The sequence below is a fragment of the Streptomyces sp. R35 genome (assembly GCF_041053035.1).
Lineage (GTDB): Bacteria > Actinomycetota > Actinomycetes > Streptomycetales > Streptomycetaceae > Streptomyces > Streptomyces lutosisoli.
In genome coordinates this window covers 9,944,885-9,959,025 of sequence record NZ_CP163440.1, presented here as the reverse complement: position 1 = coordinate 9,959,025, position 14,141 = coordinate 9,944,885, and the positions used below count along the sequence as shown (strand labels likewise).

The 14,141-nt window shown below is 70.3% G+C and carries 11 protein-coding genes and 1 tRNA gene; 4 read left to right on the top strand and 8 right to left on the bottom strand.

What is annotated here, in order from left to right:
* Nucleotides 1–129 precede the first annotated feature (129 nt).
* The 6 genes from AB5J50_RS44750 to AB5J50_RS44725 form a co-directional block, all read right to left on the bottom strand.
* Entirely contained in the window at nucleotides 130–1,545 is a 1,416-nt protein-coding gene (locus AB5J50_RS44750) for a hypothetical protein (protein WP_369265685.1), read from the bottom strand.
* A gap of 159 nt (nucleotides 1,546–1,704) precedes the next feature.
* Complete coding sequence (locus tag AB5J50_RS44745; RefSeq protein WP_369264298.1) at nucleotides 1,705–2,787, bottom strand: maleylacetate reductase; 1,083 nt, start codon at nucleotides 2,785–2,787, stop codon at nucleotides 1,705–1,707.
* A 5-nt stretch (nucleotides 2,788–2,792) separates the two neighbouring features.
* Nucleotides 2,793–3,674, bottom strand: a complete 882-nt coding sequence (locus tag AB5J50_RS44740; RefSeq protein ID WP_369264297.1) for an intradiol ring-cleavage dioxygenase — start codon at nucleotides 3,672–3,674, stop codon at nucleotides 2,793–2,795.
* A gap of 66 nt (nucleotides 3,675–3,740) precedes the next feature.
* Entirely contained in the window at nucleotides 3,741–4,781 is a 1,041-nt protein-coding gene (locus AB5J50_RS44735; protein ID WP_369264296.1) for a ComEC/Rec2 family competence protein, read from the bottom strand.
* A 48-nt stretch (nucleotides 4,782–4,829) separates the two neighbouring features.
* Nucleotides 4,830–6,125, bottom strand: a complete 1,296-nt coding sequence (locus AB5J50_RS44730) for a hypothetical protein (protein WP_369264295.1) — start codon at nucleotides 6,123–6,125, stop codon at nucleotides 4,830–4,832.
* Nucleotides 6,122–7,294 carry a caspase domain-containing protein gene (locus AB5J50_RS44725; RefSeq protein ID WP_369264294.1) on the bottom strand — a complete coding sequence of 391 codons (1,173 nt, stop codon included), beginning with the start codon at nucleotides 7,292–7,294 and terminating at the stop codon, nucleotides 6,122–6,124. The genes AB5J50_RS44730 and AB5J50_RS44725 overlap by 4 nt, the downstream gene beginning before the upstream one ends.
* Before the next feature lie 154 nt (nucleotides 7,295–7,448).
* Here AB5J50_RS44725 and AB5J50_RS44720 point away from each other — a divergent pair, with 154 nt between their 5' ends.
* The gene (locus AB5J50_RS44720; protein WP_369264293.1) at nucleotides 7,449–8,507 is read left to right on the top strand and encodes a DUF2235 domain-containing protein; all 1,059 of its coding nucleotides are present in this window, start codon (nucleotides 7,449–7,451) and stop codon (nucleotides 8,505–8,507) included.
* An 81-nt stretch (nucleotides 8,508–8,588) separates the two neighbouring features.
* Nucleotides 8,589–9,116, top strand: coding sequence for an NUDIX hydrolase family protein (locus AB5J50_RS44715; RefSeq protein WP_369265684.1), 528 nt, complete (start codon nucleotides 8,589–8,591; stop codon nucleotides 9,114–9,116).
* Between the two features lie 130 nt (nucleotides 9,117–9,246).
* Here AB5J50_RS44715 and AB5J50_RS44710 read toward each other — a convergent pair whose 3' ends face one another.
* Nucleotides 9,247–12,942 carry an NACHT domain-containing NTPase gene (locus tag AB5J50_RS44710; RefSeq protein WP_369264292.1) on the bottom strand — a complete coding sequence of 1,232 codons (3,696 nt, stop codon included), beginning with the start codon at nucleotides 12,940–12,942 and terminating at the stop codon, nucleotides 9,247–9,249.
* A 173-nt stretch (nucleotides 12,943–13,115) separates the two neighbouring features.
* Here AB5J50_RS44710 and AB5J50_RS44705 point away from each other — a divergent pair, with 173 nt between their 5' ends.
* Nucleotides 13,116–13,280 carry a hypothetical protein gene (locus AB5J50_RS44705; RefSeq protein WP_369264291.1) on the top strand — a complete coding sequence of 55 codons (165 nt, stop codon included), beginning with the start codon at nucleotides 13,116–13,118 and terminating at the stop codon, nucleotides 13,278–13,280.
* Nucleotides 13,281–13,418: 138 nt separating this feature from the next.
* Here the strand turns inward: AB5J50_RS44705 and AB5J50_RS44700 are convergent.
* A tRNA-Pro gene (locus AB5J50_RS44700) sits at nucleotides 13,419–13,492 on the bottom strand.
* 101 nt (nucleotides 13,493–13,593) lie between these two features.
* On the opposite strand from AB5J50_RS44700, the gene AB5J50_RS44695 reads away from it, so the two are divergent.
* On the top strand, nucleotides 13,594–14,118 hold the full coding sequence (locus AB5J50_RS44695; RefSeq protein WP_369264290.1) for a DUF309 domain-containing protein: 525 nt from the start codon (nucleotides 13,594–13,596) through the stop codon (nucleotides 14,116–14,118).
* The last annotated feature ends 23 nt before the right edge of the window (nucleotides 14,119–14,141 follow it).

The window sequence follows — 14,141 nt, the reverse complement described above, 5'->3', positions numbered from 1 at the left end:
GAGTGATGAAGGATCAACCAATGAGGAGAGCAGCACCGCCCGTTGGGCGCCCAGGAGGCGCTCTCGCCGCTCAACTCCCGTGTCCGGCAGCCTGGTTGCCACCGGACACGGGAGGTCCTGCTCGTACGGCTACACCTTGCCGTCCGCCAGCTTCCACTCCCGGTGCAACGTGCCCAGGGGAACGCTGTGTTCGAGGACGGGTGTGCCGAAGATGGACAGCTGGATGCGCAGGGTGCCGGTCAGGTCGACGCCGCCGTAGACGGCCCAGGAACCTGTCGCGTCGACGCCGGTCTTCGCCGTGGAGCCGGTCGCGGACGTGGCGTCGACCGAGCCCGCGGCCTCACCCCGCAGATACGGGGCCAGGTCGGCGGTGACACCGACCGTGCCGTACAGACCGACGGTGGCCTCCGCACCGAGGGACGCCTTCACGCTTCCGGCCGTGGTGAGCGAGGTGCGGACCGGTGTGCTCGCCATGTGCGACTCGTTGACCGGCGACCAGCCCTTGGACTGGCCGAAGGTGCCGCCGGCCTTGAAGTCGCCCTTGAGGTCCTGCTCGATGTCGACGGTGACGCTTCCGTCGGCGCTGATCTGGAAGTAGCAGGTCAGATCGAGGTTCACCACGACGGGAATCGGGCCGACCTGGAGTACGGGGTCGGCGTGCAGCTTCGCGAACGGCAGCCGCACGGGCTGGGCGGAGGCGGCGGCGCGGCCCTTGACCGCCCACTGCGAGGTCCAGTCGCCGGAGACACCGAGGTAGGCGGCCCCCGGCCCGGAGCCGGCCGCGTCACCGCCGTAGGAGAAGTCGACCTCGGGTGCGACCTGCATGAAGCCGGACACGGACGCCGTCGCGGAGGCGGGTGCCCCCTCGGCCGTGCCGACCTTCGCGCCGACATCGATCCGCAGGCTGCCGAGCGGGACCTTCGTGCCCTCGGGTCCGGAGTGGATGTCTCCCGTCTTCGCCCAGGAGACCTTCACGTCGGGCAGCAGCCGCTCCACGTCGAAGGACGAGGGGTCGACGGGGACGGAGCCCTTCGCGTCGTCGTCACCGAGGAGCGTATCCAGGGTCGTCGGCGCGGTCTGGACCTCGGTGCCGTCACCGCTCTCGCCGATCACCTTGGTGACCTTGGCGAGGAGTCCGTCCGGGGCGCCGGGCGCGGGGGCACTGGCGATGACGTCGCCGACGGCGGTGCCGTGCGGCTTCGCCGTACTGGCGGCGGACGGGGTCTGGGACTGGGGCTGGGGCTGGGATGAAGTCCCCTTGCTGACAGGGGATATGACGGCCCGTCGGGTGCGGCTGTCGTACGACGAGACCTTCAGCGCGGTCTTGCGGGCCTTGCCGCCCGCCGCGCCCGGCCGCGCGACGGCGGTCGAGGTGGCAGCCGCCTCGGGGGCGGCGGCGACGGCGAGCGGCCGGCCGGCGTCCGCGGTCGCGGCGGCGGAGGCGTCGGCGTTCCGGGCGCGTTCGGCGCCGGAGGAGGAGTGTGTTCCGGGGTCTGCGGAGCAACCGGCGGCGAGAAAAAGGGCAGTTACGGCGAGCGCGGGCATGACGGCGCGCAAGGGCCGCTTGCGGATACGCAAGATCAGTCCTGAGGGGGGTGGGGGGTGGCTATGGATTACCAGCGGGTAACCAGTGGTGAGCGTGTCATGAACCTGTGAAGTTCCGCTTCGCGTTTCCGCACACTTCCCGGGTGATGTACGCCACGCCTACACGGTGTCGCTTCGGGGCTCCCAGCCTTCGTACGCGGCTGTCAGCAGGCCGAGTACGCCGTTCGCGGTGACCTCGCGGGGGTTGGGATACGACTGCGCGGCGGCCTGCGCGGCGGCAACCGTCAAGTCCGGCTCCTTCAGGCCTAGTTCGGCGAGGGAACGGGGAGCGCCGAGGCCCAGGGCCAGCGCGCGAAGGGCGTGCGGGACGTCGTCGGTCTCCAGGGCGCGGGACAGGGCGGCGATGGCCTCGGGTGCGGCGGACGCGTTGTAGGCAAGGGCGTACGGGAGGACCACGGTGTGGGTCTCGGCGTGCGGCAGGCCGAAGGTGCCGCCGAGTACATGGCAGAGCTTGTGGTGCAGGCCCATGGTGGTGGCACCGAGGCAGGCACCGCAGAGCCACGCGGCATACAGGGCACGGCTGCGGGCGTCGAGGTCGTCGGGCGCGGCGGCCACCCGGGGAAGGGCCCCGGCCATCGCCCGTACGCCTTCCTCGGCCATCAGGGAGACGAGGGGCGACGCGTCGGGCGCGTAGAGGGCCTCGGCCGCGTGCGCGAGCGCGTTGATGCCGCTGGTCACGGAGAGCGGGACCGGGAGCGTGAGGGTGAGTTCGGGGTCGTAGACGACACTGCGGGGCTGGACGGCGGCGTCGCGTCCGGTGCGCTTGGCGCCGTGCTCGGTGAGGCCCCAGACGGGGGTCATCTCGGAGCCGGAGTAGGTGGACGGTACGGCGATCAGCGGCAGGCCGGTACGCAGCGCGATCGCCTTGCCGAGGCCGATCGCGGAGCCGCCGCCGACCGCGACACAGCCGTCGGCGCCCACCTCGCGCGCCACCTCGACGGCCCGGTCGGCGACCTCCACCGGCACATGCATACGAGCCTCGGCGTGCAGCCCCGCGCAGGCGTCGCCGAGCGCGTCCGCGACCGCCCGCGCGGTGGCCTCGCCCCGGCTGCCGCACACCACCAGCACCCTGTGCAGACCGAGCCGCGCCGCCTCGCCCGGTGTCGCGGACACCGAGGCGCCGGGACGGAAGACGACACGCGCGGGCCGGGTCTCGTACGAGAAGTCGAGGGGGGTGCTCATGCCGGTCACTCCAGCCAGTCCAGTCGTTCCGGCTCCAGTACGAGGTCGAAGCGTGCGTGCCGGAAGGGGTTGGGGATGCCGAACTCCCGTGCCAGGGAAGGGTCGTCGGTCTCGGCGAAGTCGTGGACCAGGCTCTTCTTGACGGCGAACACCGCGTCGGATCCGAGGTAGTCGCCGCCCGCCACGAAGATGTGCGTGGTGACGGGGGTGTGGCCGTCGGCCGTGGCGATGAAGTGGATGTGCGCGGGGCGGTACGGGTGGCGGCCGGTGGCCCGGAGCAGGTCGCCGACCGGGCCGTCCGTGGGGATCGGGTACGGGCTCGGCACGCAGGTGCGGAACCAGAAGCGGCCCTCGGTGTCCGCCGTGAAGAGCCCGCGTCCGTTGCCGGGTGGCTGGACGTCCGGCTGCTGCACGTCGTAGTAGCCCTCGGCGTCGGCCTGCCAGACGTCGAGGACGGCGCCGGGCAGCGGAGTGCCGTCGCGGGACAGCACCCGGCCGCTGACCACGCACGGCTCGCCGCTGCCCACCAGGTCGATGTCGGCGCCGAGTGCGCGTACCGGTGACTCGGTCATGTGGAAGGGGCCGAGGACGGTCGACTCGGTGACAGCCGGATCGCGGTGGCCGTTGAGGGTCTCCACGAGCATCGAGACGCCGAGTACGTCCGACAGCAGGATGAACTCCTGCCGGGTGTCGGTGCACTTCTGCCCGGTCGCCGTCAGGAAGCCGATGGCGCGCTCCCATTCCTCCATCGTCGGCTGCGTCTCGCGGATGAAGTCGTGGAGGTGACGGGTGAGCGCTCCGAGCAGCTCGCGCAGCCGCGGATGGGCCGTGCCGTTGAGGCTGTCGACGACAGCGCCGGTGATGTCCGTCGTGAATTCCGTGGTCATGCCGCTCCCCTGGTCCCACCGATCATCCTGCCAGGCATGTGCCTCAGGCTACGAGGCTGTCGGAACTCATAGTTCGAAGCTGACGAACCCGTCCTCCGCGTCCCGCTCCGGCGCCGTCACGGTGTAGCCGAAGCGGTTCTTGAGGGCGGCGACATCCCACATCACCGCGCGGTCGCGGTAGTTGAAGACGATCTCCTTCTCGTCGCCGCCGTGCTGGAGGATGCGGGCGACGGCGATCTCGTGGGGATGGTCGTGCCGTGCGCCGCTCGTGGAGATCAGATAGCGGTCGCAGTCGATCAGGCCGAGCAGCTCGTTCGAGAGGTTGTGGTCGCTGCCGTGGTGGGCGACCTTGAGGACGTCGAGGTGGAGCCGGCCGCCCGCCGCCTCGGCCAGCGGCCGTATCGACGCCACCAGCCTGCGGTCGTCCGCGTCGCCGGTGAGCACGATGCGCTTGTCCTCGAACTCGAAGAGCAGGCCGATGCTGGTGAGGTTCGTCTTCGAGGTGTCCGGCTTGAACGGTGACGCGGCGAGCTGCTCGACGTTGGGGGCGCCGAAGTGCTCGAAGCCCTCCACCGGCGGGAGTTCGTCGGGATCCCGGCCCGGGATCAGCCCGTTCTTGGCGCATTCCGCGCTCCAGACCGGGGCCAGCCGCTCCAGTTGCCCGCGGTCGGGCGAGAGCACGTCCATCGTGGAGCCGTCGTCGAACCAGGCGAGCTCGCGCCCGACTTCGACGCTGCGCCCGCCGAACGCGTCGTTCCACGGCACCTTCTGGGCCAGCAGGGCGCTGGTGAGCTTCTCGCCGTCCACGGCGCCGAACCCCTCGCTGTCGAGGAGTTGGTCAAAGCCGTTGAACCACACGTCCGCGAACTCCACCGACCTGTCGGGGTCGTCCATCAGGGCGAGCACCCCGAGGATGTGGTCCTGGTCGACATGGGTGACGACGAGGAGGTCGACCAGGCCGTCGAGCCCGTCGAGCGTCGGCTTGATGAGCGGATACGTGCCCGAACGGCCGCCGTCGACAAGGATCCGGCGTACGAAGGCGTCGTCGCCGTACTCCAGGAGCAGGCAGTCGCCGTCCTCGCCGGGCATCATGGTGAACCTGATCATCGCGGCCTCCCATGCGGACTGGTCATGGCGTTCTTCCGCGCCGAGCTGTCATGGCGACGTTCTGTACAGAGCGACGGTCACGAACGGCTCGCGCGTGTCGACGCGCCACGACAGACGGCGGGCCTGGTCGAGCCGGTCCATGCACTCCGGGTCGTCGGGGAACTCTGAGAGCCCGTGGATGAGGCGGCTCAAGCCCAGGGTGAAGACCGGCACTCCGCGGTCGAAGGCCTCGACGAGCGCGTCGCGCGCCGCCTGCCGCTCCTCTTCGGTGTGTGCCCGGCGCAGATGACGCATGGCCCACAGCAGGGATCCGTCGCTCATCCAGTCGAACTCGTGCCGCAGCCGGGAGAGCCACGGGTCCCAGCGGCGCGGCCGCTCGGCCAGCTCGCTGCCGACCAGGACGTACGCGCCTGCCACCGCCGCGAGCGGGTTCGTCATCTCGCCGTAGAGCATGGTCTCCGCGTCCTTGACGAGGGTCGCGGCCGAGTCGAAGGCGCCTCGGACCATGTAGCCCAGGGCGGGTCCCACCCGGCTGTCGCGCACGGTCACCGAGACGGCGCTGCCGGTCGGGCTCTGGCGCTCGTTGACGAGGACCTCGATCTGAGCGGAACCCCACGGCGCCGGGAGGGTGACGACGTAGTCGCTGCCGGCCAGCGAGACGACCAGGAACTGCCGTGGGCCGGTGGGCCCGCCGCTGGGCCCACCGGGCCTGGGCTCGCCGTGCTCGTCGACCGGGCCGTGCGGGCCGAAGCGGTAGAGCCGCGCCGCCGCGTCGCCCAGATGGAGACTGCGGACGACGTGTGGCACCGAGTGGGCGATCTCCAGCACGACCGGTCCCTGTGGGGGCTCCTCGGCGAGCTTGAGCAGGGACGCGAACTGCCAGCTCGCCGCCTTGGGGTCGCCGACCCAGACGGCGTGGCCGGGTTCGACGACCGAGGACCACTCCCGGACCCCGGAGTTCGATCCCCGGGAGCGGGGCACCGGTGTCTCCTCGCCGTCGTGGTAGGCCCGGTAGGACTCGATGTTGCCCATCAGGTACTGCCAGGAGTGCGACTCGTACGGCGAGGGTGCCGTGGACAGCGTCACGGACGTGTCGGTGGCTTCCCGCGCCTCGGCGTCCTTGGAGAGCAGGACGCCCGAGGGCAGCGTGGCGGACACGATGTACCGGCCGGCTTCGACCTCGAAGCGCGCCGGCGGAGCCGAATCCCCGCAGGGGAAGAGGACGTTGCGGAGCGACTCGCCGCCGCCGTCGGCCGGGTGGATGCTGCCGACGACCTTCGCCCCGGCGGCGACGTCGGTTTCGTAGAGACTCAGCGCGACCCGCACGCTCAGGACGGCACTCATGGCTTCACCAGCTGCACGCGGCGGAAGACCGGACGTACGGTGACGGACTTGGTCAGCACGTCATGGTCCCCGAGTCGCGCTTCGAAGTCGTAGTTGCCGAAACGGAGTTCGATGGCCCACTCGCTCTGCGGATCCTCCTCGTCGACGTCACCGGGCGCCCGCCGCAGCCGTTCCTGGCCGCCCTCGCGGCAGACGAATTCGGCTTCGGCATTGTCCTCCGCGTGCTGACAGCCCACGTAGACCGGGACGACCGGTGGATCGGCCAGCTCGTGCAGCACGAACACGGGCAGTTCACCGACCGAGGGGACCTGGACGCCCGCGACCGCTCCGGCGAACTGCGGCTGGTGCATGAAGTGGTCGATGGCTTCGAGGAGATGGGAGGTGTTGACCCGCCAGTCGCCCTCGGGATCGTCGCTCGCCGCCCCGGCGAGGCTCTTGAGCAGGGCCTCGGTGAACACGCTCACCTGTCCGGGCCGCGCGTGCGAGCGGTCCCCGGCCAGGGTGGCGTAGTACGGAATGTGGAACCGCCTGGGGAGGTCGAGGGGGCGCGCGCCGGCCCCGAGTGGTGTCCGCCCGGCGAACCGGGTGCCCGAACTCTCGATCAGCACATCGGAGTTGGACCGGCAGGCGTCGACGAAGAACACCTGCTGGCTGGCCTTGCACCGCTTGAGCCCGTTCATCAACCCCCCGAAGTCCAGTGCTCCGTTGAGGGGGTTGTGCTCGTCGGCGAAGATGTCGGCGGCCAGGAGCGCCATGTCGTCGCCCTGCGAGACGCCGTGTCCGCAGAAGTAGAAGACGAGCCGGTTGTCGACGTTGCTGTCACCGCGGTCGTACCACTCCGTGATCGCGGCGAGGATGTTGTCGATGGTGGCGACGTCGACGTCGTGGGCGGTCTGGGTGCGGGGGTCCGTGAACGGGGCCGGCTGCTCCTCGCTCAGCAGCAGGGCCACGCTGCCGAGCGGTCGCTGCGGATCGTTGTACTCGGCCAGCAGCCAGGTCGCGAGAGCCCGGGCGGAGACGGGCGGCGAGCTGAGCTGCCGCATCCCGTCGGAGTCCGCCACCGGCGCCTCGCCACCGGCGAGATGCGGGTACTTTCCGACACCGATGACCAGCGCGTGGGTGCGCGGAAGGCCGGTGTCCTCTTCGAGATGAACTACGGAGCCGGCCATGGATCCTCCGGAACCCGACTGCGCCGGGGGCTGCCCGGAAGGGCGGGGACGCCCACGAGCAGCATTTCCCTTATTATATTTCTGTAAGCCCTGTATGTCCTGGTATGTCCCGACCCATCAGCGTCCTGGTCTGTCAGTGAACGTGAGGCCCGGCATGGCCAAGAATCTCGTCGTCTGTCTGGACGGCACGGGCAATCAGTTGAAGGCGAAAGGGAACACCAACGTCGTCCGGCTCTACGAAATGCTGGACCTCTCCGATCCCGCCCGCCAGATCGCCTACTACGACCCCGGCGTCGGCACCTTCTCCGCCGCGGGCGCCTGGACACCCCTCGCCCGGCGCCTGTCGAAGCTCCTCGGCCTCGCCGTCGGCTCCGGCATGAAGGAGAACCTCGCCGAGGCGTACACGTATCTGATGGGGCATTACCAGCCCGGCGACCAGATCTACGTCTTCGGTTTCAGCCGCGGCGCCTACACGGCCCGCGCACTCGTGGGGATGCTCAAAACGGTTGGCCTGATGCGGCCCGGTATGGAGAACCTCGTCCCGTACGCCGTGTCCGTCTACGCCAAGAACAAGGACTGGACCCGGCAGGACTGGGACCAACTCCACCATTTCGCGGGCGCCTTCAGCAACGCGGTCGAGGGGCGCGTCGGCATCTCCGTCGCCTACCTGGGGCTCTGGGACTCCGTGAAGGCGGCCGGCGTGCTGCGCTGGAACCTTCGGTGGCCGTACACCCGTCAGCTCCCGAACGTCCGCCGCGTCCGCCACGCCGTGTCCATCGACGAGAAACGCAGGCCCTACCGCGAGTACCTGGTCACCCCCGACAAGAAGCACCCCGCGCCCGGCTCGGTCGAGCAGGTGTGGTTCGCCGGGGTGCACTCCGACGTCGGCGGGACCTTCGAGGACGATCCCCGGCTCCCCACCATCACCCTCAAGTGGATTGTGGACGCCGCTCTCGACGAGCACCTGCTGCTGAAGCCCGGGGCATACGCGCGCGAGGTCACCCTCGCACCCGAGGACGCCCTGGGGAAGGTGCACCGGATGGGCTGGATCTGGTCCCTGCTCACCTACCGGCGCCGCAGACCGCCGCAGGGCTCACACGTGCACGCGAGTGTCCGTGCCCGCATCGAGAAGGACCCGGACTACGCGGACCGGATCCCGGAGACAGTGGAGTGGTCGGACAGCGACTGGCTGAAAGCAAATGGTGTTCGGTGACCGCTCCTTCGGGGAACGGTTGACCTGGAGCGGCACGCGCACGGCAGGAGACACGGAAAGTATGATCAACCAATGTCTGACATGACCGAAACCACGCCCGGCTGGCTGTCTCCCGACGAGCTGGAAATGGCCCGCGAACGCATGCCGATCCTGTACGTCGAAGCGGTCCCCGTACGCGTCGACGACAACGGCGAAGTCACCCACATCGGACTCCTGCTGCGCATCGGGCCGGACGGGACGGTCAGCCGCACCCTCGTCTCCGGCCGGGTGCTGCACCACGAGCGGGTCCGGGACGCTCTCCTGCGCCACCTGGAGAAGGACCTCGGCCCGGTGGCACTGCCGCGGGTCCCGGCCTCCCTGCAGCCCTTCACCGTCGCCGAGTACTTCCCGACGCTGGGCGTCACGCCCTTCCACGACCCCCGCCAGCACGCCGTGTCCCTCGCCTACATCGTCCCGGTGACCGGCGACTGCCGCCCCCGGCAGGACGCGCTCGACCTGGTCTGGTTCAGCCCCGAGGAGGCCTCGTCACCGATGGTCATCGACGAGATGCCCGGCGGGCAGGGCGTCCTGCTGAGGCAGGCCCTGGCGTACGTGGGCCGCCTGTCCTGAACGGGGACGGCCGCGGCACGAGGAGGCCTCGGCCGGCGCCCCGCTGACGGGAGGTGGCCACGCCGGCGGGGCTTGCGGGTCGAAGCCGCCCTGCCGCCAGGCGAGTTGGCGTGGTGTCGGGCGAGGAGGGTCATGGGGCACTCTCCTCCGGACGGTCGTGATCAACGCGCCCAGGACGTGGTGCGTCAGGACCTCGCCAGATCTCCTCGATGGCCCGAAACGTGCTCAGAAGCCTGGCGTCCCGCACCACCGCACGCAGCGCGTCGACGTCGCCGGCTCGCAGTCGCAGCAGCGCGGCCGGTTCCAGGGAGCGCAGCAGCGGCTCGGCATGCTCGGCGAGCCAGTCCTCCTGTCCCAGTTCGCGGGCCAGCCGGAGCAGCCCGATCACGGACTCCGGCGCGCGCTCGGCAGCCGGGGTGGCGTCGAGGAGCGCACGCCCTTCCTCCAGCACCACGTGTCCAGGTCCGCGTTCCATCACCGCCCAGATGTGGCTGGTGCCGGCTTCCCTGAGCATCTGTTGCAGACGTTCCTGCGGTCCCGGGAACAGCGCCGCGTACCGGCGGAGGTGCCCCACCAGGACGTCGAACTCCTTGTCCTCCAGGGCCGCTCGCCCCATCGCGCGAGACACGTAGGCCTCCAGCACGGGCCACAGCCCTGTCCATCGGGCGCCGCCGCCTGCGGGTCCGAGCCGGATCAGCTCGACCAGGACGGCGCCGACCACATCCTCCGGCAGCAAGTCGGCATCCTGCACGAGGTGCCGTACGAGCACGTCGGCGACGGTCGAACGGTCCGCGTCAGGCAGATTCCGCAGCACCTCCAGAACGTCGAGGTAGCGTGCCGCCATCTGCCCGGGCAGTCCCCTGTCGCGGCAGAGCAGGGCCACGAGCGTATGTGCCCCCGAGACAGCGCGCTGTTCCTCGTCGATGCGGTAGGTCCGCAGGGTGTTCGGCAGTGTCCGTAACAAGGGCGCCAGGGCGTGCAGCAACTGCTGTGCGTCCGTGTCGCAGAGGAGGGAGAGCCGTCGGCTCAGCTCGGCGGCGTCCACGCCTCGGGCGTCGTGATACGCGGCGGGCCCCAGCACTGTGCGACGCAGGGTCCAGGTCAGATCGTCCGCGGGTCCGGCGGTGCCGCGCAGTGTGATCCACAGGTCCCCGGTGGTGTCGGGATCCCGGTCCGCGGAGCGCCGCTGCACCGACACCGCGCCCGTGAACAGCTCCCACGACGCCTCACCGAACTGCGAACGCCAGAACTGTGCGCAACGCCACCAGCGCTCCACAGGAGCCGCGCTCGCCAGGAACTCGGAGGCACGCACGCCGTCCTCGACCAGCAGGACGAGAAGGAGGAGGTTCGCTCCGTAAGTGGCGTCCCGCTCGGTCCGGTTGCGGTCGGCCGGGCGGTACGGCAGGACTTCCCGCTCTCCGTGGCCTCGGTCACCGCGCTGGAACAGGGTGCGCAGCAGCACCGGCAGGCGCCCGTGCCGGCGTGCTCCGCCCGGCCCGGACAGCTCCCTGATGTTGTCGAGAACCTCGGCACGGTCGGTGAGCGGGACGATCGACAGCACAGCCTGGAGCACGTCGTCGTCGATCCGCGCCGCCTCGTTCCCCTCCCACCTGTCGAGGACGCGCCACACCTCGTCGCAGACCAGCCGGGCCACCAGGTACTCGCCGAACGTGGCGTGCAGGAATTCGTACGACCTGAGGCGTTCCTCGGCGACCACGGCCTGCGCTTCGTGCACGAAGAAGAACCGCCCGAACAGCAGCGTGGAACCACCCTCGCCGAGCAGCACGTCGAGGTCACGGTCCGCTTCGTCGGACGTCAGGCTCTGGCTGCGGCGGTTGAACATACCGACCGCGATGACACCGAGCCGCCCGAGTTCCTTCTCGATCGCTTCGGCTTCCGCCGACGGCGGCAGCGGGCCCTGATGCTTGACGACCTGGCGGCGGACGAACTCCACGAGCAGCCGCTCGTACAGGTCCACGCGCCGGATGTCGCGACCGTCCAGTCGTCGCAGCGGATTGCCGACCGCGTCGTAGAGCGCCAGCATGAGCAGCAGCAGCGACTGCCGCACCAGATCCCGGTAGGGACGCACGACGTCCCAGGTGAGTGGTTCGACGCCCTGCGTGGCGAAGTAGCGCCGGTTCGTGGCCTCCCAGACTTCGAGCCAGCAGGCGATCCGCGCATCGTCGAACGGCTCAAGCCGCAGGACGGTGCTCGCCGTGGGGGTCAGGACCTGGTCGGCGACCACGGTGCGGCTCGTCACGACGAAGACGACCGGACGCCCCAGTTCGAACTCCCGCTGCTGGAGCCGTTCGATGCTTTTCAGGTACTGCCACTGGGTACTCATGTCCAGTCGCCCCGCCCCCGCCTGGATCAGCTCGTCGAACCCGTCCAGCAGGACGACCCGTACGACATCACCCGCGGACTGCGCGGCGTCCGGCCAGGAGATCCGGCGCCCGGTCGACCGGAACAGCGCTTCCTCAAGCTGCTCCTGGAGGTCGAGCTCGGCCGGAACGTGCCTGAGTTCGACATGGAGGCAGGAGAACTCCGCCTCCGGCAGTCGGGCGGCGATCAATCTGGTGAGCAGAGATTTCCCGGAGCCGGGATGGCCGAGCACGAGCAACGGAGCCTGCATGGCCTGGTAGCTGAGCAGGTACGCGGCAAGGAATCCCGCGATGTCCTCCCTGAGGGGCTGGCACTCCCACCAGTCGTCGGCAGCGAGTTGCCAGTCGGCCGAACGACCGGCCGACCGGAAGGCCGGGTTGACATAGCCGGCCGCCAGGGAGGGGATGGCCGGACCGGACCCCTCGGCCGGAGCGATCGGTGCCCGCAGCCGGTCCCGCTGCTGAGGGGTGACCCGGTCTCCGTTCGCGAACTCTCTCAGCAGCACGCCGAGTTCGATGAGGCCCACCCGGTCGGCGGTGGCCTGCTGCCGCCCTTCCTCCTGGTCCGGGTCGTAAGTCTCGGAGGTGAGGCGCAGCTCCGGGCAGTCCCACGTGACCCCGGCGAGCAGCGACTCGTAGCGGCGCTGTGCCAGCCTCGCCAGTTCCTCCGGCGGGGCCCCCGCGAAACCGCCGAAGTGCATGATGTCCGCCGCCGCCGCATACGCGGTCGCGATCTCCTCGCGAAGCTCAGCCGTGTCGCGGGCGCGTGCTGAGCCGAGCACGACTCTTCTCAGCTCCTCGAGAACCTGCGTGGTGAGGTCGGCATCCACCCCCTCGGCATCGCGTACGGCCCCGAGTCTGGCGACCGCGTCACAGAAGCCGGTCACGAGGAGAACGACGTCCGCCGCGCAGAGAAGAGCCGTCCTCGCGGTCCCGCGGCAAGCCCTCACGCGGGCGCCGAACCCGTCGAACAGCCCCCGCAGCTCGACAGCCGTTGCGCCGACCAGATCCAGCGGCTCCAGGACGTCCGCGTCCAGGTCGTCGAAACCTCCCCGGCCGCCCGCCAGGAGCTCGACGGCGGAGCCGAAATCGAAGGTGACGGCTTCCACCGGCGCGATGGGCAGCCGCCCCTGGGCGTACCGCTGCGGCCGGCGGCTTGCCTCCGCCGTGTTTTCGAGCTCGGCCAGGCGGGTGCGCCACCAGGCCGGATCCAGGACCAGCCCGGGTGCGGGATGCGCACCGGCTCTGTCGCGGCAGTGGTTCACGATGGACAGGACTTCGTCCAGCTGCGGGGGCTTGGCCCGCCGTCCGTTCAGCAGCGCGGAGACGGCCGCGTCACTGCGATGCAGCACCCGGGCGAGTTCGGCCTGCGCGACACCGCACCCACGCACGGTACGGCGGAGCGTGGCGCAGAAGTCCGCCACGGCACCCGTTGCATCCCCCACCAGGACCCTCCGGTTTCACTTCTCTTCAGGACCCACCCGCGCCAGCGTATGACGTGACCTGCGCCGACATCCCCAGTCTTCGGCTTTCTTCAGCGGCAGGGCCGGCGGGACGGCATCCGTCGAAGACTCGAACCATCGGCCGCAACGGCGGTCGTCCGAGGAGGGGATGTTCCGTGCACTGGTTGGCCATGAACTCGATCGCGCTGCTCGCACTGATGTTCACCGGCTTCTTCGCCGGAGTCGTCCTCCCGGCGGTGTGGTCCTCGCGCCCTGCCCGTCGGCGGGCGGCGACAGCGGTGCTGACCGAGGTCCTGAGGGCCTTGCGGCACCGCTTGTGAAGCGCTTGCGTCGGCATGGACCGCGCTGCTTTCGAGGAAGCATCCCATGGAGCCATGCGCCCGCATGAGCCTCAAGAATGACCAAGAGGCCGTATCGGCATTACTGCGATACGGCCTCTGATCCACGACTCTGTCGAGTCGGGACGACAGGATTTGAACCTGCGACCCCTTGACCCCCAGTCAAGTGCGCTACCAAGCTGCGCCACGTCCCGATGCGTTTCACCCGCGGTGCCCCGCGTGATCGTGCGAACAGAACTTTACCCCACGTCGGTGGCTGCTCCGAAGGGGGCGCGTCGCGCGCGACAATCGGCGTATGAGCGGGACATCTGAGGCGCGGCAAGACGACGGGCGCGATCGGGATACGCGGGGGCGGGCGCGGAACGCCCGGCCGCGCGACGGGCTGGGGCGACCCCTGCCGTACGGCGCGGACGGGGTGGAGCGGCAGCCGGAAGGTGTCGTACGCGGCCCCGAGGAGACGGTCACCGAGGCGCAGGCGCTGCTGGAGGCGGGGAAACCGTTCCACGCGCACGAGGTCTTCGAGGACGCCTGGAAGACCGGCCCCGAGGACGAGCGGGCGCTCTGGAAGGGGCTGGCCCAGCTCGCGGTGGGGCTCACACACGCGGCCCGCGGCAACACGACGGGCGGCGCCCGGCTGCTGCGGCGCGGTGCCGGGGCGGTCGAGGAGTGGGCGTCGGGTGCTGGCCGGGAGCGGCCCTATGGGCTGGATCTCGCGGAACTGGGCGCCTGGGCACGGGAGTTGGCGGGGGTCGTGGAGCGGGACGGCACGGCGGTCAGCGCGCGGGAGTGGGCGCCGCGGCTGCGCGGGCGGGGCGTCTGACCAGGAATCCCCTTGCCGGTCGC

What these genes read in the sequence shown, in the direction of transcription:
- AB5J50_RS44750 (WP_369265685.1), bottom strand. Translation starts at nt 1,545, where the DNA reads ATGCCCGCGCTCGCCGTAACTGCCCTTTTTCTCGCCGCCGGTTGCTCC.
- AB5J50_RS44745 (WP_369264298.1), bottom strand. Translation starts at nt 2,787, where the DNA reads ATGAGCACCCCCCTCGACTTCTCGTACGAGACCCGGCCCGCGCGTGTC.
- AB5J50_RS44740 (WP_369264297.1), bottom strand. Translation starts at nt 3,674, where the DNA reads ATGACCACGGAATTCACGACGGACATCACCGGCGCTGTCGTCGACAGC.
- AB5J50_RS44735 (WP_369264296.1), bottom strand. Translation starts at nt 4,781, where the DNA reads ATGATCAGGTTCACCATGATGCCCGGCGAGGACGGCGACTGCCTGCTC.
- AB5J50_RS44730 (WP_369264295.1), bottom strand. Translation starts at nt 6,125, where the DNA reads ATGAGTGCCGTCCTGAGCGTGCGGGTCGCGCTGAGTCTCTACGAAACC.
- AB5J50_RS44725 (WP_369264294.1), bottom strand. Translation starts at nt 7,294, where the DNA reads ATGGCCGGCTCCGTAGTTCATCTCGAAGAGGACACCGGCCTTCCGCGC.
- AB5J50_RS44720 (WP_369264293.1), top strand. Translation starts at nt 7,449, where the DNA reads ATGGCCAAGAATCTCGTCGTCTGTCTGGACGGCACGGGCAATCAGTTG.
- AB5J50_RS44715 (WP_369265684.1), top strand. Translation starts at nt 8,589, where the DNA reads ATGACCGAAACCACGCCCGGCTGGCTGTCTCCCGACGAGCTGGAAATG.
- AB5J50_RS44695 (WP_369264290.1), top strand. Translation starts at nt 13,594, where the DNA reads ATGAGCGGGACATCTGAGGCGCGGCAAGACGACGGGCGCGATCGGGAT.